Annotated in this window: 13 protein-coding genes and 2 pseudogenes; 4 read left to right on the top strand and 11 right to left on the bottom strand. The window is 53.7% G+C overall.

From position 1 onward, the window contains the following. Positions 1–29: 29 nt before the first annotated feature. From ALFI_RS04555 to ALFI_RS17345, 6 genes and pseudogenes are all read right to left on the bottom strand, one after another. Positions 30–1,613 (bottom strand): RagB/SusD family nutrient uptake outer membrane protein, encoded by a 1,584-nt coding sequence (locus ALFI_RS04555; protein ID WP_009598411.1) that lies wholly within the window; start codon positions 1,611–1,613, stop codon positions 30–32. 13 nt (positions 1,614–1,626) lie between these two features. After that, the gene (locus ALFI_RS04550; protein ID WP_009598391.1) at positions 1,627–4,758 is read right to left on the bottom strand and encodes a SusC/RagA family TonB-linked outer membrane protein; all 3,132 of its coding nucleotides are present in this window, start codon (positions 4,756–4,758) and stop codon (positions 1,627–1,629) included. A 19-nt stretch (positions 4,759–4,777) separates the two neighbouring features. Beyond that, complete coding sequence (locus tag ALFI_RS04545; protein ID WP_014774949.1) at positions 4,778–6,052, bottom strand: PKD domain-containing protein; 1,275 nt, start codon at positions 6,050–6,052, stop codon at positions 4,778–4,780. Between the two features lie 378 nt (positions 6,053–6,430). Next, positions 6,431–10,678: a hybrid sensor histidine kinase/response regulator transcription factor gene (locus ALFI_RS04540; protein ID WP_208854103.1), complete on the bottom strand. Its 4,248-nt coding sequence runs from the start codon at positions 10,676–10,678 to the stop codon at positions 6,431–6,433. A gap of 204 nt (positions 10,679–10,882) precedes the next feature. Continuing rightward, positions 10,883–11,431, bottom strand: coding sequence for a transposase (locus ALFI_RS16440; protein ID WP_227042898.1), 549 nt, complete (start codon positions 11,429–11,431; stop codon positions 10,883–10,885). A gap of 399 nt (positions 11,432–11,830) precedes the next feature. Further along, positions 11,831–12,025, bottom strand: a pseudogene (locus ALFI_RS17345) (plasmid mobilization protein); the annotation flags it as partial. A gap of 456 nt (positions 12,026–12,481) precedes the next feature. Here ALFI_RS17345 and ALFI_RS04525 point away from each other — a divergent pair. After that, positions 12,482–12,979 carry a DUF3408 domain-containing protein gene (locus ALFI_RS04525; RefSeq protein ID WP_014774946.1) on the top strand — a complete coding sequence of 166 codons (498 nt, stop codon included), beginning with the start codon at positions 12,482–12,484 and terminating at the stop codon, positions 12,977–12,979. A 404-nt stretch (positions 12,980–13,383) separates the two neighbouring features. On the opposite strand, the gene ALFI_RS04520 is transcribed toward ALFI_RS04525, so the two are convergent. Next, the gene (locus ALFI_RS04520) at positions 13,384–14,391 is read right to left on the bottom strand and encodes an IS110 family RNA-guided transposase (RefSeq protein ID WP_014774945.1); all 1,008 of its coding nucleotides are present in this window, start codon (positions 14,389–14,391) and stop codon (positions 13,384–13,386) included. A gap of 380 nt (positions 14,392–14,771) precedes the next feature. Next, the gene (locus ALFI_RS04515; RefSeq protein WP_014774944.1) at positions 14,772–16,001 is read right to left on the bottom strand and encodes a site-specific integrase; all 1,230 of its coding nucleotides are present in this window, start codon (positions 15,999–16,001) and stop codon (positions 14,772–14,774) included. A 263-nt stretch (positions 16,002–16,264) separates the two neighbouring features. Here ALFI_RS04515 and ALFI_RS04510 point away from each other — a divergent pair. The 3 genes and pseudogenes from ALFI_RS04510 to ALFI_RS04500 form a co-directional block, all read left to right on the top strand. Next, a pseudogene (locus ALFI_RS04510) lies at positions 16,265–16,743 on the top strand (acyltransferase); the annotation flags it as partial. Continuing rightward, positions 16,724–17,989, top strand: a complete 1,266-nt coding sequence (locus ALFI_RS04505; protein ID WP_014774943.1) for a nucleotide sugar dehydrogenase — start codon at positions 16,724–16,726, stop codon at positions 17,987–17,989. The pseudogene ALFI_RS04510 and the gene ALFI_RS04505, both read left to right, overlap by 20 nt. A 30-nt stretch (positions 17,990–18,019) precedes the next feature. Beyond that, complete coding sequence (locus tag ALFI_RS04500) at positions 18,020–19,534, top strand: oligosaccharide flippase family protein (protein ID WP_014774942.1); 1,515 nt, start codon at positions 18,020–18,022, stop codon at positions 19,532–19,534. Between the two features lie 115 nt (positions 19,535–19,649). Here ALFI_RS04500 and ALFI_RS04495 read toward each other — a convergent pair whose 3' ends face one another. Genes ALFI_RS04495 through ALFI_RS04485 form a run of 3 tightly spaced genes read right to left on the bottom strand, consistent with a single transcriptional unit; the run spans position 19,650 to position 22,524 of the window. Next, positions 19,650–20,858 (bottom strand): glycosyltransferase, encoded by a 1,209-nt coding sequence (locus ALFI_RS04495; RefSeq protein WP_014774941.1) that lies wholly within the window; start codon positions 20,856–20,858, stop codon positions 19,650–19,652. Positions 20,859–20,896: 38 nt separating this feature from the next. Beyond that, the gene (locus tag ALFI_RS04490; protein WP_014774940.1) at positions 20,897–21,649 is read right to left on the bottom strand and encodes a biotin--[acetyl-CoA-carboxylase] ligase; all 753 of its coding nucleotides are present in this window, start codon (positions 21,647–21,649) and stop codon (positions 20,897–20,899) included. A 47-nt stretch (positions 21,650–21,696) separates the two neighbouring features. Next, positions 21,697–22,524, bottom strand: a complete 828-nt coding sequence (locus ALFI_RS04485; protein ID WP_014774939.1) for a 2,3,4,5-tetrahydropyridine-2,6-dicarboxylate N-succinyltransferase — start codon at positions 22,522–22,524, stop codon at positions 21,697–21,699. Positions 22,525–22,599: the final 75 nt, after the last annotated feature.

Raw genomic sequence — 22,599 nt, 5'->3', positions numbered from 1 at the left:
GTTTCGTAATTTGAATGGAGGATCGGGTTTTATTTCCAAAGCGGATTCTGTTCGATCTTCCCATTCGAGGCGTCGATAACATCCTGCGGAATGGGGAAGATTACGTGTTTGGGTTGGAAGTTCTGCGCCTGGGAGGTCGCCACGCTCGAATACTTGGCCAGTTTCTTCACGCCTTCCTCAAGTTTTCCGAAGCGGACCAGATCGTACCAGCGCTGTCCCTCGAAGCAGAGTTCGAAACTACGCTCGGCGAGCAGGGCCTCGGCGAACTTGTCGCCGTCCATCATCTTCAGATCAACCGCTTCATTCGGAGTCTTGATATCGACTCCGAAACCACGGCGTCGCACCTGGTTGACATATTCGAGCGCTTCGGGCGAAGGAACTTCGTGAGCCCGCCAAACGGCTTCGGCATACATCAGCAACACGTCGGCATAACGGATGATCGGAAAGTTGATCGGATTTGCCCAGTTTGCCCATCCCGGCCCCCGTCCCTCCTCAGTCAGGGCATGGCGGAACTTGTAGGCGTAGTAGATCGGTTCGGAACTGAGATCCTCCTTGACGAGATTCTGATTGTCGTCGTAAACATATTTGAAGCGAGCGATGTTGTCGCGGCGCAGGTCGGCGGGATCGTACGTTTCATAGAACTCCTGGGTACTCCATACCGCAGACCAGTAGAGGTTATTGGGGGTCTGAACACCATCGATAGTTCCGACCTGGCCTCCGTAGGTGGTTGTACCGTTGTTGGCAAACTCGACATCGAATAGGTATTCGGAACTGTATTCGTTCGACGCATCGAACAGACTGAAATAATCCTTCACGAGCTCAAAACGACCGCTCTGGATAACCTCGTTGAGTTCGACTTCGGCTAAAGCCGCAGCTTCGGAGTCTTCCAAAGGTTCGCCGGCCATTTGCAAATAGACCTTGCCGAGCAGGGCTTTGGCTGCGTAGTAGTGAGCCCGGCCGTTCGCATTCGACACCGGAAGGTTCCCGATGGCTAGTTTCAGATCACTGACGATTTGTTCGTAGACTTGGGCCACGGAAGACTTTTCAGTCTGCACCATTGTGAGATCGGTAACTTCGTGGTTGATGATCGGCACCTCACCGAAAAGCCTTACCAGATGGAAGTAGTAGAAGGCCCGCAGGAAATAGGCTTCGCCGAGAATCCGTTTCTTCTCGCTTTCATTGCCGATATCGGTGTCAGTCAGACGGTCTATGATAACGCAGGCGCGTTGTATCCCGCGATACTGGACATACCATGTTCGGGAGATGTAGCGATGCGAAGGGGTGTAGGTGTAGTTGCAGAGTTCTGTCTCGTTTCCGTCGATGTTGGTCGGAATGATCATCTCATCGGTTCCGACGCGCCCAAGGATGAGGAAACCCTGAAAATAGGACCCGTATCGGTCGCCATTGGCCCATTCGGCCGAGAGCAGCATGTTATAAACGCCCGTGAGTCCCATGTCGAACTCTTCGGCAGTCTTGTAAAAGTTGGAGGTCGCCACGGTACTTTCGAGGGGGACATCGAGGAAGTCGCTGCACGCCGAGAAGATACAGCCTGCAACCGCGATAACGACAAAGCGGCCGAGTCGCGAGTATGCGGAGGTGATGAACTTTTTCATGATGGAGATCGTTTTACTGGAACAGAATGTTAATACCTGCGGTGAAGGTGCGCGGGCGGGGGAAGCAGCCGTAGTCGAAGCCCGACGTGAGGATATTGCTCATGCTGCTGGAACCTTGGTTGGAGTACACCTCGGGGTCGTAGCCCGAGTATCGAGTGAGGACGAAGAGGTTTTCTCCGGCGATATAGAACTTGATCGAGCCGATGTGGCTGTTAGGGCCGAACCATTTGCGCGGACAGGTGTAGCTGATCCGTGCAGAGCGGAGCCGCAGAAACGAGGCATCTTCGACGAATGCCGAGCAGACCGCTCCGTTCGTCATCGTGGAGTATTGCGTGCTTGCAAGGTTCCGGGGCGACCAACGCTCCTCGAAGAATGCCATTTGGTTGTTCGTGGTTCCGGTGAACGCTGCGAGCTGATTGTAGTTTGCGTTGTAGACGTTGCCTCCGTATGAATATTGGAACGAGAGGTTGAGGTCGAGGTTCTTCCAGGTGAAGTTCGTGCCGAAGGCTCCGAAGAAATCGGGTGTCGAGTTTCCGATTACGGTCCGGTCGTCGGATGTAATCTTTTCGTCCTTGTACAGGTCGGCGAAGCGCATGGCCCCGGGTTTTTCGGCTCCGGTTTCGACGGCGACATCAGGCTTCGGCGTTATTCCGTCGATTTCGAAATCATTTAGTCCATAGACACCTTTGGTGACGTATCCGTATATGTCTCCGATCTCTCCGCCCTCTTGCAGGATGACGGCATTCTGACCGCTCAGACAAGTGACACCCAGCAGGATCGGGGCTCCGCCCTGGCCGAGTTCAAGAATTTTGGTCTTGTTGCGGGCGAAGTTGGCGAAGAAATTCCATTTGAAATTCTTGTGGTTGATCAACTGGGCGTTCAGGCTCAACTCGATACCGCGGTTGCGCATTTTGCCGATATTCTGCCATGCCTTGTCGAATCCGACGATGTTAACAACGGGAGCCTCAAGCAACAGGTCCCGGGTAACCTTGTCATAGAAGTCTGCCGTGAATTTCAGCCGGTCGTTCCATAACCCGACCTCCAATCCTGCGTTCACTTCGCGAGTGGTCTCCCAGGAGAGGTTTTCATTAGCAATAGACAAAGAAGACTGCCCGATGGTCTCAATGGTTCCGAAGGAGTAGTTCGTTCCGTAGAGCTGCGAGTAGGAGCCCGAGGTGGGGACATTTGAGTTGCCAACCTCGCCCAGACTCAGACGCAGTTTGAGGGCGCTGACGGTATTTTGATTCTGCATGAATCTTTCGCTGTCGATGTTCCAGGCTAATGCACCGGAGAGAAACGTACCCCACTTGTCGTTGATGAAGCGCGAGGTAGCATCGCGGCGGAGGGTGAAAGTGGCAATGTAACGGTTGTCGTATGAGTAGTTAATTCGACCGATGAGCGAGACATACCGGACCTGCTCCTTGCTGGAGTAGACGTTGAAAACTTTAGCCATCTGGGCATTATTCGATCCGAGATCCTCGTATTCGTATTGAGTGGTTTCGCTGCGATCGTAGAAGTTCGTGTATCCTTGTTCAGTCATGCCGACGAGGACATTGAGACGGTGTTTCCCGAATACGGGCTTCCAGGTGAGCGTGTTTTCGTTGATCCAACTTCCGGATTCAGAACTGCCGATGATACCCTGCCCCTTGTAAAAGTAGCCGCGGGGCGTCGAGGTGGGATAGAACTGGCGGTCTTTGAGCGAATAACTGTCATATCCTGCCGTGATGCGCAAGGTCAGATTCTTAAGGATGTCGGCCTCGACATAGGCATTGAGCATCATTCGGTTGATGCGTTTGGTGAGTTCGGTCTCATTGGCGATGTTGACCGGATTCCCGTGATAGTTGTCGATATAAGAGTCGAGCGAGGACTGCGAGACGCCTGCACGGCGGAAATAGGCCTGAGTCGTTTCGTCGAATTCGAAAGGAAGAGCCGTCAGGGCCGAAGTGATGACGCCTGCAACCTGGGACGTGCCTTCGCCGCCGGTCGGCACTCCGTCGTCGACGATTCGGTTATAGCCGATATCGACACCCGTGCGTATAAAATCCGTGAATCGGTGGTCGATCGTAGCTTTAGCCGTGAGTTTCTGCCAATTCGTGGCGATGAGGACCGATTTGTTCTGCATGTAGGAACCGGAGACGAACATACTCGTTTTTTCAGTAGAGTGTGAAATAGATAGCGAATGGTTTTGAATAAATCCGGTACGAAAGATTTCATCCTGCCAGTCCCGCGACTGTACGTCTCCGATTGTGCGGGGTTGCATGGTGATAGGGTCCGTGAACAGGTGGTTGTTCGAGGAGTTTCGATCAACCTGATAGGCGGCGTACTGGCGAAAATCCATCATGTCATACCGCTTATTCATCTGTTGAAATCCGAAGTAGGTGTTGTATTGGATCTTTCCGCTGTCGCCCCGGCCTCGTTTGGTGGTAATGAGAATGACTCCGTTGGCTCCGCGGTTACCATATATTGCCGTTGCCGAGGCGTCTTTTAGCACTTCGATCGAAGCGATATCGTCGGGGTTTATCATCGAGAGCGAGGACATGCCGGTGTCATATCCGTCTATGCCACCCCCGGTGGAGGTGCTGACATCGAAGAGCGGGAATCCGTCAAGGACAATCAGCGGGGCAGTGGAGCCGGTCAGGGAGTTTGCACCGCGGATAAGCATGCTCGACTCCGAGCCGGGTTTTCCGGATGAGGAGTTGACCATCAGACCGGCCACTCCGCCGGCTAAAGCGTCGTCAACGGAGAAAAGTACCCGGTTTTCGAAGGCATCGGCCTTGATCGAGGCAACAGCTCCGGTCATGTCCTTTTTCCGTAGGGCACCGTAACCGACTACAACGACGTCGTCTATCTGAAGGTCGGAGGGTGAGAGTACGACATCGATCAGGGATCGCTGCCCGACGGATTCGCGAACCTCCCGGTACCCGAGGAAGTTGAAGACGAGAATATCTTTGGATGAACGGACTTTGATCCGATAGAAACCCTTGGCATCGGACGTGGCACCGACGGTGCTGCCTTCGATGATTATCGACGCGCCGGCGACAGGCTTTCCGTCCGGGGAGGTAATCGTACCGCTGACGGAGGTCTGGGCCCGGAGACTCGAAGCAATGAGCAGCAAGCCGGCCAGTAAGAAAACGAATCGTTTCATAGCGAATAGTTTATTCGGGTTATTCTTCGATAAGATTGATTTGTATGTCGTCCAAATACCAGTTTACATCAGCGGAGCCGGCTGACAGAAGAGCGAATTGGGGATAGGTGTTCAGCAACGATTCGTATTTGGCGCTAGTGGCCGTGAATTCGAACCGGACCTGTTTCCACTCTGCGGAAGGCATCAGCTCCGGAGATGCCGGGAGTGTGATCGTTTCGGTAAGCGGATATTCGATATTACTCCAAATTCCGAACATCTCTTCCACCTGTTCCTCGAAAGGAATATCGGGGAAGTAGATGCTCCAGTGGTCACTCGCAAGTACCTGGAGGTATTCATTCCAAGACCAGGAGGGCAGATTGTTATAGATGCCCGTCAAGACGATAAGCGAACCCTCCGCGGCATCCGTTTTCTGCCAGAAGGAGACTTCATATTTTTGTCCGGCAACGAGTTGGGCGTTGCAAACCCAGTTGTCTCGCGTGAACAACTGATAGATGACTCCCGGTTTGAGCGTTACCTTGAGGGCCTGCTTCGAGCCATCGGCCCCGCCGCTGACGATGGAGGTGTTAGTCGTCAGATCATCCGCGGAAGTGGTCGTGTTCCAGAGCGTCCATTTTCCAATGGACGAAAGTTCGAACCGCCAGGGATCATAATCCTTCTCGGGAATGGGGTGCAGCATTGGATAGTTTCCGACAATAAAAGTCTGTTCGACGGTAGTTGTCATTCCGTCGTCGGCCCGAGTGAGTCTGCAGGAGATTCGGGCTCCGTTTTTGTTGGCCGAAGTCCAGGTGACCACTGGGGCGGGATCAGTCGACGAGGAAGGCGTACCGCCTTCGAATGTCCATTGGTAGGATGTCGGATTACCCTCGACTTCGGTAAGGCCGAACGAGACGGGGGTATCGAGCCGAATACAGCCTTTCGGTGTAAGTTCCAAGGCTTTGATCCGAGCCGAAAGCGGGTAAAATACCTCAATGTCGAACGATTCGGACTGCACCTGACCGTTGAGAAAATGGATTGTAAGGGTTACCGTCTTTATGCCTTTCGAATTGAATACGACGCTCGGTTCGGGATCCGTGGAGGTCGCAGGTGTTGCGTCTTCGAAACTCCACTCGCGGGTTTCGACCCCGAGCGAAAGGTCCGTAAATGTAGCGGGTTTCCCGACGCTGAATTGTGATTCCGCGCCGTAGCTCCAAGCGAATTCGTAAGGTTGTGTCCACTCGTCCGAATCGTTGTCACAAGCAGCCAGTACCAACCCAAAGGCAAGAACCGGCACGAGATGAAAGAATAGCTGTTTCATGGTTCGCAGTTTTTGGAATGTAGGTATTTTTTCGGTCAGGGAATCCGGAGTGCTTTCTTGCATGAAGAATTCCGGCATCCCTGTCCGAATCATGGAATCATATTCTCAAGATATGTATTCCTCGGAATATTCGGATGCTGCCCGGTGAGACTTCCGGGCCCAAAGGAGGCGGATCGGATGATCCGACCCCGGCGGATAGAGCATGGAGAGAGAAAATGATTCATTTGCGTTGATTTAGTTTAGGTTTTCAAATTGCCGCATTTGGTGCAGCTGATGCAAAGGAAACTATTAAAAACCTAAAAAATCAACGCAAATGTCTCAAAATACACGGATGACGGGAAAAGTATTTTTTAATTTATTTGAGAAAATCGTCCGGGGTCATTTCTGCGTCTCGGGCTCGTTTTTGGAGAAGATTTCCGACGCGGAGTCCACTTTTCCCGTTTTGCTCCGGTTCCGGAGGGCGAACTCCTTGGGGTAGAGTCCGAATTCCTCATGGAAGATTTTGGCGAAGTGGCTGAGATTGGTGTACCCTACGCGATACATTACCTCATTGACAGGAAGTGTTCCGTCTTGGGCAAGGAATGATGCAGCGTGCTTTAGCCGGATGCTGCGAATGAATTGTATGGGCGTCAACCCCGTGAGGGCAAGAATACGCCGGTAGAGCTGCGATCGTGACACGCCGATTTTGCGGCAAAGCTGTAGGACGTCAAATCGCGGATCGGCTATTTCGGTCTCGATGGTTTCGGTACATTTGACAAGGAAGAGATCTTCGGATTTCTCCACAGCGACTTCTGAAATGGGAATCTCCTTTATAGGTTGACTGTTTTTGTGGATTTTATTCTGTCGGGCAACAAGGTTGTCGATACGGGAGAAGAGCACTTCAAGGGAGAACGGTTTTGCTACATAAGCGTCGGCTCCGACACGGTATCCGGATACTTCGTAGTTCTGCAGATTGTGGGCCGTAAGTAGAATGACCCCGATTGCCGAAGTCCGGGAATTCTCCTTGATTTTGCGGCAAAGTTCGATTCCCGACATTCCCGGCATGACGATGTCTGTAAGCACCAGATCGGGCTGTTCATTGATTGCCTGACAATAAGCCTCCTCTCCATTTCGTGCCGTCGAGACGTTGTATCGGTTCTCCAGCGCGCTTCGAAGATAATCCCGCAAGGCGGTATTGTCCTCGGCCACGAGAATCGAAACTCTTTTTCCATCAGATGCAGCTGCTCCGTGGCGCGTATTTTCTTCCAGGAGCCCGCACTGCATTCCACGATCGTTCCCGATTGCGGTTTCCGCCGCCATCTCCGATTCGAATTGATCGTCACCGAAGTCCGACAGCGCGGAATCCATCCCTATCGGGAGATTCTGAAATGGCCGACCCGGGACCTTGTCGGAATCTTTGATCTGTTCGGGAGCGAGGTGCGCACATCCCTTCGGGATCCGGACCCGGAAGAGCGAACCGACGTTCAATTCGGATGCGACTTCAATTTCTCCATGATGCAGAGTAACGATATGCTTGACCAGGGAGAGTCCGATGCCGATGCTTTTTTGCGGCGAGTTGTTGTTTCGAGCCTGGTAAAAACGTTCGAAGATCCGGGACTGTTCATCCCGGGCTATTCCGATTCCATTATCTTCCACCGAAATGGTTACCGACAGCTGTTGCTCTTCACAGACGAGATTCACTTTCCCTGAACTTTTCCGACTGTATTTGAATGCGTTGTAGAGCAAATTAGCGATAACGATCTCCATTTTCCGACGATCGATCCAGAGTATGAGCGGATCGTTCGGAATCTCCTGCGAGAACTGTATCTGAAGTTGGTCGGCCAACGGCTTGAACAGTTCGGCTATACCGCGGAGGAATTCCGACGCATCGGTTTGCACAGCCGCGAGTTCCATTTTGTGGCTTTCGTATTTGCGCAAGTCGAGGATTTGTTCCAGCAGGGTCTTCAATGCCCCCGCATTGCGGTTGACGAGTTCCAGTCTGTTGCGCGTCGTTTTCCCGATATGCGGATTCAAGAGCAGCTCTTCGACCGGGGCTGTAATCAGCGAGAGCGGCGTCTTGAGCTCGTGGGCGATATCGGTATAGAACTGTAGCATGTTGGCGCTGCTCTTCTGCTCTTCATAGTATTTGTTGCGTTCGAGCTCTATCTGGTGGCGCTCCTGTAGTTTTCGCAGTGAACGGCGGTGCCATCTGTAGAGAAAAAGGATGGTTAGCGCAATGTAGCAAAGCCAGGCCAAGCGTGTGGCATAGACGGGCGGACGTATCGTGATTTCGAGCACCGCAGGGGCCTGAGACCAGTATCCGTCTTCGTTCGAGGCATATACGACCAGCCGGTAGCTGCCCGGGCGCAAGTTGGTATAGACGGCTTGAGGCGACAGTCCGCTGGTGTAGTTCCAGTCGGTGTCGAAATTCTCCATTCTATATTTATAGGTATTGTACTTGGGATCGACGTAGGCGAAGGCCGAAAATTCGAAGGTGAGGTTGTTGCAGTTGTAGGAGAGGTCGAGTTTGTTGAGCCGGTTGATGGCGCGCGGCAGGACGACGCGTCCGCAAACGGAATCTCCGGCCGAGACGGTCTGATTCCGAATCTTAAGCCGGGAGATGGCCGTGCGCGGGCGGATGTCGTTGTCGGTGATGCTGTCCGGATGGAAAATGTTGAACCCCTTTACGCCTCCGAAAACCATCTCGCCGTTGCGGAGTCTGTACGATGCCCAGATTTTGAAGGAGTTGCTCTGCAATTGGTCCTTTACCGTAAAATGCCGGATCGAGTGATCCCGGGGATCGAAGCGGGTGATTCCGTAGCCGCCGATCCAGAAGGCTCCGTGGTCGTCCTCCTGCAGGCTCTCCAGTTCGTTATTGAAGAACCGGGAGTTGGATGTGTCGAAACAGCTGAAACGGGGCGTTTTCCCGCCGCAACGACCTTCGGTCATAAGGAAGAGACCTTCGCCGATCGTTGCGATCCAAAGACCCCCCCCCTCTTTCCGGTCACAGTGAATCGTCGAGATGAAGGCATCGGAACTACACACCTTCCGTTCACGGGCGTTCGTAGCGGCGAGTTCGATTCGCTGGCAGTTCGCCTTGCCGTCGGCATCGAATACGATTCGGTTCAGCCCCGAGCGGGTTCCGATCCAGATGGTCTTATTGTCGGTGACGGTATCGGGGTAGATGTCCGTCGTGAAATTGGAGCATAACGAATTGGGATCATCTCCGTTGTGGGTATAGTTGATCCACTGCCCGGTTTTGAAATCCCCGTGGGATGGAATGTATTCGAAACATCCCCGGTTCGAGCTGATCCACAGGTGTCTGTCGCGATCTTCAACGATTCGGAACACGGACAATTCCCCGTCGATGACCGGATGTTTGAGTTGTCGGGCCCGGACCTGACCGGTCTGTATCGCCCGGTCGATATCCCGGCTGTCGATGACCCACAATCCTTTGTCCCACGTTCCGAGCCAGATGTCGCCGTTTTCGGCCATAAAGAAGGCTGATACGGTTGCAAATTGGATGCTCGGCAATCCATTTATGCGCAGCTCCCGGAAAGTTGCGGAACTTCGATTAAACAGATTGATGCCGCCATGTGTGCTGACCCAAAGTATTCCGTCGCGGGCTTCGAGGAACGTGATGATCCGATTTTCACACAAGCCCTGCGCTTCGGTATAGCATTCGATATGTTTTTCGACGACATTGAGCCTACTCAAGCCGCCGCCGATCGTTCCGATCCAAAGCACCCCGGAACGATCCTCGAACAGTGCGCTGATCTCAAAGGAGTTGACGGCATGAGGAATGGGGAGTTTGGGGTGGTAGTGAACAATCTTAATACCATTCCGGTCGTATTTGTACAGTCCCCGGTTGAAACTTCCGACCCAGATGTTTCCGTGATTGTCCTGCGTCGTGACCCGGGATGAGAAGTCGCAGATTCTCTGTAGGTCGTCGGTTTTCGGATCATAGATCCGAACGCCCCATCCTCCGGAAAGCGCGATTTTGCCGTCTGCGAAAGACTGCATCGAGAAACAGCGGGTTTTGATTTCATCCCGGAGGATATTTTGTATCTCCTCGGTTTCGGGGTTATAGATGACGGGGCCGGCATCGGTTGACAGTAGCAGTCTGCAAGAATCCAAGGCGGTTCCGCACTGTATGTAGAATCCTCTCCATCGGTTCTTGACATGCAGATAAGTGGTTGCTCCTCGGAGTGTGAGGTATCCCAATCCGTCGTTTCGACAGACCCATACGGTACCTTTTCGATCTTCGAAAATGTTGTTGATCACCTGGTCTGCAGAGGTTGTCGGCTCTTCGGCGACCGGAAATATCGTTTCGGACACCGGATCGTAACGGTTCAGCCCTCCGGATTCGGTTCCGATATAAAGGGACGAATCCCGGGCGACGAATAGGCAGAGTATCCGGTCGCTGGTGAGGTCGGAATTGTCGGTCCGAAAGGTTTGGAGTCTGTATCCGTCGTATTTACTCAGCCCGCTGAATGTCGCGAACCAAAGATAGCCGTCACGATCTTGCGTAATCGCATTTACGTCGCTGTGCGGGAGTCCTTCGTCCATCGAGAGGGTCTGGATTCGGTCATAGGAGGCGGCAGCGGCGGGGAGCGGCGGAGATAAGAATCCGACGAAGTACAACATGACATTGAACGGAAACGACCGGAGGATGGAGGGAATAAATCGCACGTCGCATGAAATTTTTTCGAAAGTTAAGATAAATCTTCAATTCTTCAAAATTCGTATTTTCCAAGTGGAAGCAGGCAAAGCCAACGAATATTTATGAGGAAATGTATTAAAAAGCAAATAATTAAGTAAAAAGATAAAAAAAGAACCGAAGATTATTTTTTAGCCGGGACAAATCCATCGATATATTGAGTTGATTGTAGTAATGGTAAGAACAGGCCTGACGAGTTTGTTAGTCACAGCAATCAGAGCTACTTTGAATGGTTTTTCATTTGCCTTTAATCGGATATAACACTCCCGACTATTGTAACGCAAGGCAGTCCAAAAGGCAATATAGAGTAAAGATCGCAGACGTTCATCGTCATTCCGGTTGATATGTTCTCTGATATTTACGGATGTTCTTGATTGTTGATAGGTTGGACATATTCCGATGAAGCGGGATAGTTGCTTTGCATTGTCAAAGTAGGTAAACCCTTCGGTGGTAAGGATCCGTATTGTAGCCTGCGAGGGCATTTTGTAGATGGGAGGATTCATCTTCTCCCCGTACATGGCGATCATGTAGGCGTCTTTTTCGTCGGTTTTGGTAACGGGCATCATCATTCGGGAAAAATGCTTGATCTGCTTTTTGGGGGGGGCAAAACTGACGGCAATACCGTTCTGATGTAGCAGGTACAGCAGCAGCCGTAATTGCTGGTAGCTTCCATAACGCAATGATGCTCAGCGACAGCAAGCGTACCGATGAGCTCACGCATTCTCGCGGTTGTGTTAGGGAAAGTCTTAGTAGGGTTGCCGTTCGTTGATGGATAAGCCGCTACGAAACTGCTCTTGCTGATATCGATACCTCTGGAAACCATAATAAAAAACTTTAAGTGAAAATTACATCTTGTAAAACCATCGTCGCGGACATGGACTCTACTCGACTTCACGAACAGTTCAGCTTTAAGATGCAATGCATGGGGACGGAACGTCATAAACGGTTTCTAAAACCAATAAAAGCTCTGTCTTACTTCATGCTTGATACTCCAAAATCAATTCAATTGTTTAACAATGTATGACCAAAGATTGAAGAACTCAAAACAGGGAAATTGAATAATTTGAACTATATCTTCGGTCGCGTTTGATAACGACGAACTCCTCGTTGAAGATTCTTTTGACGATAAATTGGCTCCGATTATGCTCCAGTCCAGCCTTACAAAGCATCTGCTTAAAGCGGATATTCTCTTCCGTCGTGAGTTTGAAATTATACCTGTGGACTCTGGGATCTGTCGTTGTCGGGCGTCCGATCCTCTTTTTCGTGGTTGTCATCAATCTGGTAGTTTAAGTGGCGTGACTCGGGAACGCCACCCAACCTCGCAGAGCGAGCACCTTTTGTATGCCGAAAAGTTTTTCGGCATACAAAGGTACAGCTCGCTCCCATCTGGCGATGGGAAAAAGCCGCGCCGGAGAACTGCTATCGAAAGTTTGAAAACTCCTCCGCTACGGCTTCCGAGGCAAGGTCTTTCCCGGTGCAATATTACAACCGTCCGGTACGAAAAAAAAGCCCGCCGAACGGACTGGAGCGGTCGTGAGCGGACATCGGAATCGAGGTATTTCTGTCGGTTGTATCTTGCAGCATGAAAGGCAAGTTTTCTTATTCCGTTCATTATCCCGATATAAACTGTATTAAACAGAAAACGGTATTTTGAATGGTTTAAAACATAAAACCAAACACACGAGCTTTATGACCGTATAACGAATATTCAATCTCAAAAACATTGTACCATGGATTCATTAAAAGAAACTGACAAACCTGCAACAAACCTTCCGAAGCATCCCCGTATCGAAGTCGATGAGGAGTTGATGCGTCAGATGATCGCCGGACAAGCTCCTTTGGACTCGAAAGTCGTCCGTAGGATTCCCGAGCCGGAAGAGGAAAATACGGACGCTCCCGAGGGAAACACATCGGCACCAACTGCTGAAAAAACAAATGTCGACACCCAAACGACTACTGTAAAGGAGCCTGCTGGATTCCGACGGAAAAAGATCATACTGCCGGATTTCGAACGCACCTTCTTCGCTCCGGTAGATTGCCGTAACCGCTCGGCGATTTATGTCAGTGCGCAAACCAAGCGCAAAGTGTCGGAAATCCTCCACCTGTTGGGGAATGAAAGCACAAGGCTTACGGCTTTGGTCGACAATATGCTGCGCTTTGTCATGGACATTTATAGCGACGAGCTGAATTATCTCCATGAAAAGAAAAATAAAAGACGGCCGTTTTGAAAAAGCAGAGGAATTTCGACGGCAGATCACAGGACGGGATGAAATCCGCCGATCGCGGCTGAACATCAGAACCGGATCGTCAGGAGCCGCAGAATGTCGCCTTTTCCGACGGTAGAATTCTAAGATAAAACCAAATAAAAGCTGCAAAAAGTTTCATGCCCGGAAATTGTCATTTTTTGTCGTAGCGTTTAGCAAAATGATTCTGGTTATGGGATGCAAGGCCGCGAAGCGCTTGTATAGCCTTGCATCCCATAGTCAGAATCGTTAATTTGCGGAGTACGGAAATGACAATACATTAATTATGAGTAGGTTCGGCTCCCAATTAGACGGACTGTTCCGACAATAAGATTTTGAGATTTTGAATGATCTCAAAATCTTATCGAATGGCAGATATGTATGCCGGATTATATCTGCAACGCTACATATGGTGTTCCACGCCTTACGACGGCAAAGCATCTGGCGGCGATTTTGGCCCTCACAGCATTCAGGACGCTGAATTTATGTTTACCTTCAGCCACTTTGCGTTCGTAATATGCCTTTAGTTGCGGATCACACCTGATGGCAATCAGTGCACTGCGGTTCAGTTGTACTTTAATGTCTCGATTCGCCATGCTCGATGTGTGGCATCCCCCGCGAACGCTTGTGCCGGAGCTATGTTCGAACGGAGCCAGCCCGCAATAGCAGGCAAACTTGCGGTGGTCTGTGATTTTGGTGAAATTAAGCGTCGAACAGAGCATCACAATGGCCGTGATCGGCCCTACACCTTTGATGCTGGTCAGCAGCTTGTAGTTCCGGCAAATGTTGCTGTCGGCGGCTATCAGTTCCTTCATTTCCCGTTCGATGGTTTTCATATGAGTTTCTGCATACGCGATCTCCTCCTGGAGCATGGAACGTTGAATAGATACATCCGCGAATTTCTCTTTGTAGTCTAATTTTTCGAGCAACACCAGTTTCGCTACACGTTGTTTTGCCAGATGAGCCCTTAAGATCAGCCATGTGCGCAACTGACACAGTTCCTTCTCTGCCGGCAGATAAAGGGCTATCTTCCGATAGTGAGTGATCGCATACTCGGCGATACGCCGGGCATCCACTCTGTCTGTTTTGCCACGGGCAATACCCATCGAATACTTGATTACCAACGGCGAGATCAGTGAAAAATTGAAATTCAGCGTCCTGTCGGAAGCACAAACCGCCATCTCGGATATGTAGCTCCCCATATCCTCGGCGCAGAAAATCACATCGTCGAGCCGAATACCATGCCGCTTCTCAACCCAGTGCAGACACGAGCAGATCCCTTTTCGGGAGTTGGCGAATTTGCGGTGAGCCATCTCGTTTGCATCCTCGAAGGCGACCAAAGACGCATCGAAAGTCTCTTTCGACACATCCAGACCCACATAATACAAATAGTGCATAACTTGTTAGTTTTGTGAGAGTCGTATGCTATCACATGTACCAGGTCTTCAAACCTACAATTCTAAACAGCCATTCTCTCTGGTTAATGGAGTCGCAGTCCAAATCTACCGCCAAGCCTCAAAGCTTACGACAAGCCCCGGTTCACTGCGACTCCATATCGAAATTACCTGTGATTACATCACGCTGCAAATCTACATGCGACCAGCAAAACGCCGGGGATGGAAATATGCAAGGCTCGCCCCTCGGGCGATTCGCATGGCCTTGCATATTTCCATCTCTGACGATAAATTCCCTGCCGGCGGGAAAACTTACATCGAAAATTACCCTGCTATTGACGAAGTAAGATCGGGAATCGAATTAGCTGTAAGATAGGAGGCCATTACCGTGCGACCTTGAAGACGCTGCTGAGTTTCTCGCTTAATGCCGCCATATCCTGTCCGATTTTATCATTGGTGATCTTAGCATAGATTTGGGTCGTGGTGATCCGTTTGTGCCCCAGCATCTTGCTGACCGTTTCCAGAGGCACGCCTTGCGTAAGCGTGACCGTCGTGGCAAAGGTATGACGCGCCATATGAATCGTCGGGTTGAACGACAGACCGGCATGTCTGGCAACATGCCGCAAGGACATGTTCAGCGTATTATAAGTGCCTTTGAGCGGAAAGACCCGGTCGCCTGAGAGATGCATATCCTTATAACGCTCGTAAAGCATTTCGGCAACGGGAAGCAGTTTGACACGGAACTGCGTACCTGTTTTCTGACGCCTGTCGATAATCCAGCGCTCCCCGTTATCGTCCGTATGGATGTCCGCGTGGGTGAGTTTCACTACGTCCGCATGGCTCAAACCCGTAAAGGCGCAGAAGACGAAGGCGTCACGGTTGATGCCCGTTCGGTAGTTGGGGAGCCTGACATCCATCACGGCCTGCAATTCCGAAGCGGATAGATAACGTCGTTCAGCGTATTCCGCTTTGACATAGAACCCTGCGAAAGGATCGGCGGCAATCCAGCCGTTCTTATACGCCGTGTAGGTCATCAGCTTCAATTTCTTGAGCGTAGAATGGATCGTCCCGGAGCGCATCCCTTGTACCGAGGAGAGGTAGACCACAAACTTTTCGATGAAATCCCGCTTCAGCTCTTTGAACGCAATGTCCTTGACGCGGTACTCGTATTCGAGGAAGGAGGCCAGACGCCGGCGGCGTTTGCAGTAGTCCTCATAACTGGAATAAGCGCGGTCTTTGCCCACGCGCTTGCGGAAATCTGCAAGATATTCGTCGAAGGTCTGCAACAGCAGGCGGCAGTCGTCACCCATACCGAGGAAAGCGTTGCGGACCTTTTCGGCCGTAACGTATGAATCACGGTCGCAGAGACGTTGGTACTGCTTGCCGATATTGGTCTTGATGTTCTCCAACTTTTCATTGAGACGCTGGGCTTCAAGACTTCTGCCGGAGGCTTTGTTGGCTTTGGCATCCCAAAGGCTGGAACGAACGGAGAGTTTGCTGCTGAACTGCGACATCGTGCCATTGATGGTGATACGGCCCATAACGGGAACCTGACCGTGTTTTTCCGACTGCCTTTTTACATAGAAAAGGACTTTGAAAGTGCTGCGTTGCATAATAACTTGAACTTTGTGGATGGGTTAAACGTTAAGTCAAGTTATTTGTTATGCGGAAATCCGATGCAACAAACTGAAAACAAACGCCTTAATGCAAACAAAAGCATTTCGGGCAGGTAACGGATAAGTAACACAACTCACCGTTAATCCTGCCCGATTCTGCAATTTTATTGCTCGGAACAGATGCAGAACAGGGAATTAAATACCTGTAAACATGATATTTACTCTTTCCTGCATATTCCGTTACCTACAAATACCGAACCGTGCTGGGACCGGCGTGCAATATCGGACAGAATGTCATGGTCGCCGCGGACGTGATACTGGGCCGTCAGGTAAAGGTGCAGAACAACGTGTCGATCTATTCGGGCGTGATCTGCGAGGATTATGTTTTTCTGGGCCCTTCGTGCGTATTCACCAACGTCAAGAATCCCCGAAGCGAGATCTCGCGCAGGGAGCAGTATAAAACCACCCGCGTGCGCCGGGGCGCCACCGTCGGGGCCAATGCCACCGTCGTATGCGGGGTCGAGATCGGCCGGTACGCCTTCGTGGGCGCGGGGCGGTCGTTACGCATTCGGTCCCCGATCATGCCCTCGTTGAGGGGGTGCCCGCACGCGTGGTCGGATGGATGAGCCGCTTGGGGCACAGGCTGGAATTCGACGAAGCCGGCAGGGCCGTGTGCCCGGAGTCGGGACGCAGTTATCGCAAGGTCAATGAATGTGTCTATGAAGAAGATGATATATGATCGGCTGACCGGTCGGGAAACGTCGCTGGCCGTGATCGGGCTGGGATATGTAGGCGTGCCCGTAGCGCTGAGGTTTGCCCGGTGTTTCGATGTGGTGGGGTACGATATGGATGCCCGCCGTATCGAAAAACTGCGTGAAAAGTACGGCGCCGGCTGCGGGAGCATCCGTTTCACCTCTTTGGAAGAGGAGTTGTCGCGGGCCGCATTTTATATCGTCACGGTGCTCACCCCGGTCGATGAGCGCAAGAATCCCGATCTGACCTGTCTTGTCGAGGCCACGCGCACCGTAGCGCGCTATCTGAAGCGGGGCGATTATGTCGTGTATGAATCCACGGTCTACCCCGGATGCACCGAGGAGGTGTGCGTGCCGCTGCTCGAAAAAGGCTCCGGGCTGAAACTCGGTGCGGATTTCAAGGTGGGCTACTCGCCCGAACGCATCAATCCCAACGATTCGGAGCATACCTTCTCGAACACCGCCAAAATCGTGTCGGCGAACGACGGGCAGGCGCTGGACGAGGTCGCGCGCGTATACGCGGAGGTCGTGGCGGCCGATCTCTGCCGGGCGTCGGGCATCCGGGTGGCCGAAGCGGCCAAGATGACGGAGAACGTGCAGCGCAGTGTCAACATCGCCCTGATGAACGAATTGCAGCGGCTGTTCTCGCGCATGGGAATAGATATGGGCGAGGTCATCGATATGGCTTCGTCCAAATGGAATTTCGTAAAGTACAGACCGGGACTGGGCGGCGGACATTGCATTCCGGTCGATCCGCTCTATCTTGTATCGGCCGCTTCAAAGCTGGGGGTCGAGATGCCCGTCACGAGTTCGGGCTGCGCCGTGAACGACGGCATGGCGGCGTACGTGGTGCGGTCGCTGCTTGGGGCCATGGGAAGCGACGGCCGCGGCGCAAGGGCTTTGCTGATGGGCGTCACCTACAAGGAAAACATCGACGACATACGCAACTCCCGGATCGCCGAGATGGTCGGACTGCTGGAGCGTGAGGGGATGAGTGTGGATGTGACCGATCCCCATGCCGATCCCGATAAGGTTTATGCCATGTACGGAATTCGGCCGGTGCCGGCCCTCCGGCCGCCTTACGACCTGATTGTCGTGGCCGTGGCGCACGACGAGTACCGCGGACTCGACGACGCTTATTTCCGCTCCATCTCCCGCGGGGCGGCCCTGTTGGGCGACATTCGCGGACTCTATAAGGGCCGGATCAAATCGCTCGGATACTGGAGCCTGTAAAACGGGCCGCCGGGCCATACGGTACGAGGCATGAAACAGAACTCCACCCCTCTGATCGGAAATGCTGGCAGAAGCCGCACGCTGCAGGCCTTGTGGCTGGCGCTGGCCAATCTGTTGTCGCTGAGCGTGACGCTGGTCATGCAGGCGGTGCTCTGCCGTTACATGACCACGTCGGAGTACGGTACTTACAGTCAGGTGCTGTACGTCTATAACACCCTGCTGGTCGTCTTTTCGCTGGGACTTCCCAAAGCGTACTCCTATTACCTCGCCCGCGTGTCGCCGGAGGAGGGGAGGGATATCGTCCGCAAACTGAACGGGCTGTTTCTGCTTCTTGCGTCCGTTTTTTCGTGCATTTTGCTTTGGCAGGCCGCCGCCATAGCCGGAGTGCTCGGCAATCCGCTGCTGGCCGAGCCGTTGAGGCTGTTTGCCGCGGCGCCCATGCTGCTGATGCCGGTCTTGGGGGGGGAGAATATTCTGGTCGTCTACGGCAAGGCGCACCTCGTGGCCGGCTATGTGCTGATAAGCCGTGCCTTCATGATTGCATGCGTCGTGCTTCCGGTCGTGGTTTTTGACGCGGGGGTGTCGGGAACGGTCGCCGGTTTCGTCCTCGCGTCGCTGGTCACATGCGTTGCCGGGCTGAAGTTGTCGTCCGTGCCGTTCCGCAATGTATCTCCGGTGAAGAGCCGGCTGACGGTCCGGGAGCTGCTCCGGTTTTCGATGCCGGTGTTTGCTTCGAGTATGTACGGATTCGTGATCGGTTCGGCGAGCCAGTTCCTCGTAAGCCGCTATTTGGGCGTCGAGGATTTCGCCCTGTTCGCCAACGGATACCGCGAACTTCCGCTGGCCGGAATGATTATCGGTGCTGCGGCCGGTGTGCTGCTGCCGGAATTTTCGAGGATGTCGGTGGAAGGGGCCGACGGCGGGCAGTTTGTCCGGTTGTGGCAGGCGGCTGTCCTCAAGTCCTCGGCGATCATTTATCCGTTGTCCGTATTCTGCTGCGTTTTCGCTCCTGAGATCATCTGTCTGCTGTATGGGGAGGGGTATCGGGAAGCGGCCGGCCTGTTCCGGATCGTCACCCTCGTCAATCTGGCGCGTATCATGCCCTACGCCCCCGTCCTGTTTGCACTGGGGCGGGGAAAAGCCTTTGCCCGTGCGCACCTTGTCACCGCTCTGCTCATCGTCGGTCTCGAACTCTGGTGCGTCATGGTGTTTCCGTCCCTTTGGGCTATTGCGGCCATTGCCACGGGCTGTACGTTTTTCTGTCTGTTCCTGCTGATGACGACCACCGCCCGCGTGCTGGGCACTTCGCTTGCGGGGCTAATGCCGTGGAGGATGCTGACGATCGTGCTGCTCGTATCGGCCGCGGCCTGCACGGCGGCCAGGCTGGCTGTCTTGCTGACCGGGATGACGCATCATCTTGTCGTCGTTTCGGTGGGCTTTGCCGTCTATCTGTCGTTGTACCTGCCGTTTGCGCAGCGGGCCGGAATCCGCTATATGGAGTTGCTCGGACCGGTGCTCGCGAAATTGCGGCCGAACCGGACGTAAGGGCTTCGCGGCTTCCCGTTTTCGGCCGCCGTCTCGCGTTTTCGACTGCCGGAGCGGAGCGCCGGATTTCGGTTAGGGGCGGAGATTCCGATGCCGGGCCGGCCCGGCATCGGCGTCAGTGCTGTTTCAGGGCTTCCTGCCCTGCCAGATATTCGAGCAGCCGGCCGACCTGATTCTTCCGGCTGTACTGCCGTATCTTGTCCCAGTCGCGGGGCAGCACCTCCTTGTTCTTCCAGATGGAATAGCAGCGCAGGATCATCCGCTTGACCTGCTCGTTGTCCGTTTCGTCCGCGGTGAAACCCGCGCGCGTCTCCTCCAGCAGGTCGGCGATGACGTCGTCGGGATCGCAGATGGCGAGGATCGGTTTGTTGGTGGCGGGGTAGTCGAACAGCTTGCCCGTGTAGACGCCTTTCCGTCCTTTGGGATGCACGACGACCAGCGTGTCGGTCTCCAGCGATTTCCTGATGGCTTCGTCGTGATCGACCTGCCGGATCTGGAATACGTTCTGCCTGATGTTTTCGGGAACGGCCAGCGGCGAGGTGTTTCCTATGATGAGGATGCGGCTGTCGGAGGGAAGCGCTCCCTCGGCAACCAGTTCGGAGAAGGCTCCGAACCATTTGTCCGGAGTGATCGAATTGTAAAAATGGCCGATGAACGCCATGGTGTAGACGGGCTGAAAAGAGACGTCGTGCACCTCTTCGTAATCGTACCCGTTCGTTATCTCGATAACCTTGTCGATCCCTCCGCCGATTTGTTTGAAATCTTCGACAAGGGGTGCGGATACCGACAGGATCAGGTCCGCATCCTTGAGTATTCTGCGCTCGTAGAAGAGGAGCCGCCGGCTGTTTATCGGCAGGAGCCAAGGCCACTTCGACATCTCGTCGCGCATGTCGGCGATCCAGTAAAACGGCGTTTTTCTGTGCAGCCTGTATGCGATCCGGTGCGAAGAGAGATGACCGTATGAACTTAATACGACATCGAACCGCCGGCTTTTTGCGAGTTTTCGCGCCTTCTTGCTGGCTTTGAACTGCCATATCCGTTTGTAATCGAGGAACAGCCGGAACTGCAGGGCCGACAATATGCGTCTGAAAGCCCATTTCTTTCTGCGCTGCAGGAGGGATTCCTGTTTCGACGAGGTTATCACCGGGTCTTTTACATAGTGGACCTCGCAGCCGTTCCACATCACCGTTTCATCGCGGTCCCCTTCGGTTATGACGGTCACCGAATGTCCCGCCTCCCGGAAATACCGGGCGAAGGCGTTGAGCCTGAATGCGGCGATGCGGTTGTGGGGATAGAAGTGATTGCAAACGATCAGTATATTCATCTTCAATTAAAAACATATTCCGTCGGCGGGGCGGAAATTCATTTCTCTGCGGGGCCGGCGTTCTCTTGTTTTCCGGCGATCACGAATTCGATTTCGCGGAACAGGTATTCGTGCCGCGTGCCGTCGGCATGGCGCAGGATCAGTTCGCCGGAGGGAAGCACGCCTTCGATCGCGGCCTGAAACAGCGTGCCGTCGGGCAGCCGGTAGGGGTGCTGTTCGCCCAGCCGGTACATTCGTTCGCGGTAGGCGTGCTGGAGGGTCTCCTTTTCGCCCCGTTCGAGCTGGGCGTAACGCCGCAGGCAGCGGACCAGAAAGGTTTCGAGCAGCCGGCTGCGGTTGAACTTGCGGCCCCCGGCCTGCGCGAGGGAGACGGGGTTGGGCAGCGCGGGGTCGAACGCCGTCTGGTTGACGTTGATGCCGATGCCGGCGATCGTGCGGGAGAGGGAGGCTCCCGCATGGTTGTGTTCGATCAGGATGCCGACCAGTTTCCTGTCTCCGACGTAGATGTCGTTGGTCCACTTGATGCGGGTGTCGATGCCGTAGGCGGCGAAGGTGTCCGTGAGGGCCAGCGTCACGGCTTCGGAGAGCAGGAACTGCTCCCCGACGGGAAGGAACCGGGGTTCGAGCACCATCGAGAAGGTGAGGTTTTCACCTTCGGGGCTGGTCCACGTATGTCCCCGCTGGCCGCGTCCGGCGGTCTGCCGTTCGGCCCAGACGATGTCGCCGTGGCGGTATTTCGCGTCGCGGGCCTCGTCGTTGGTCGAGGTGGTTTCGTCGATACGGTAGATCATGAATTATTCATTTTGTCGTGGGTGGGATTTTCGGGAGGGCGACGCGATCAGACGGACACGCCGAAGTCGCGCAGGGCGTCGTTCAGCGAGGTCTTCTTGTCGGTCGATTCCTTGCGCTGGCCGATGATCAGGACGCAGGTGATGCTGTATTCGCCTGCCGGGAACTGTTTGCGGTAACTGCCGGGAACGACCACCGAGCGCGGCGGAACGTAGCCTTTGTAGGTGACGGGCTCCGGTCCGGTGACGTCGATGATGTGGGTCGAACCCGTGATGACGGTGTTCGAGCCGAGCACCGCCTCGCGGCAGACGTGCGCGCCTTCGACCACGATCGAACGCGAACCGATGAAGCAGTTGTCCTCGATGATTACGGGTGCGGCCTGTACGGGTTCCAGCACTCCGCCGATGCCCACGCCGCCCGAAAGGTGGACGTGTCTGCCGATCTGCGCGCAGGAGCCGACCGTGGCCCACGTATCGACCATCGTGCCCGTGTCCACGTAGGCGCCGATATTGACGTACGAGGGCATGAGGATCGCTCCGGGAGCGATGTAGGCGCCGTAACGGGCCACGGCGTGGGGCACGGCGCGCACGCCCAGCTGTTCGTAGCCGTGCTTGAGCTCCATCTTGTCGTACCACTCCAGCTCGCCCGCTTCCATTTTGCGCATGGGCTGGATCGGGAAATAGAGGATGATGGCCTTCTTGACCCATTCGTTCACCTGCCACTGGCTTTTCTCCGGATCTACGGGCTGCGCCGTGCGCAGCTCCCCCTTGTCCACCAGTTCGACGGTTTGCCGCACGGCCTGCCGCACGGACTCCTCCTTGAGCAGCTCGCGGTTTTCCCAAGCCTGCCCGATTATCTCTTTCAGTTCGCTGTACATAATTTTCCGAGTGTTTTTGCAAGCCAAAGTTACGCAAAAACTTCGATCCGCAGGCCGAACTATCTTATTTTTTCC

Origin of the sequence: Alistipes finegoldii DSM 17242 (assembly GCF_000265365.1) — a bacterium.
In the GTDB taxonomy this organism is placed as follows: Bacteria; Bacteroidota; Bacteroidia; order Bacteroidales; family Rikenellaceae; genus Alistipes; species Alistipes finegoldii.
Note: the sequence above shows the minus strand (reverse complement) of the source record. Positions and strands in the feature narration are given on the sequence as shown.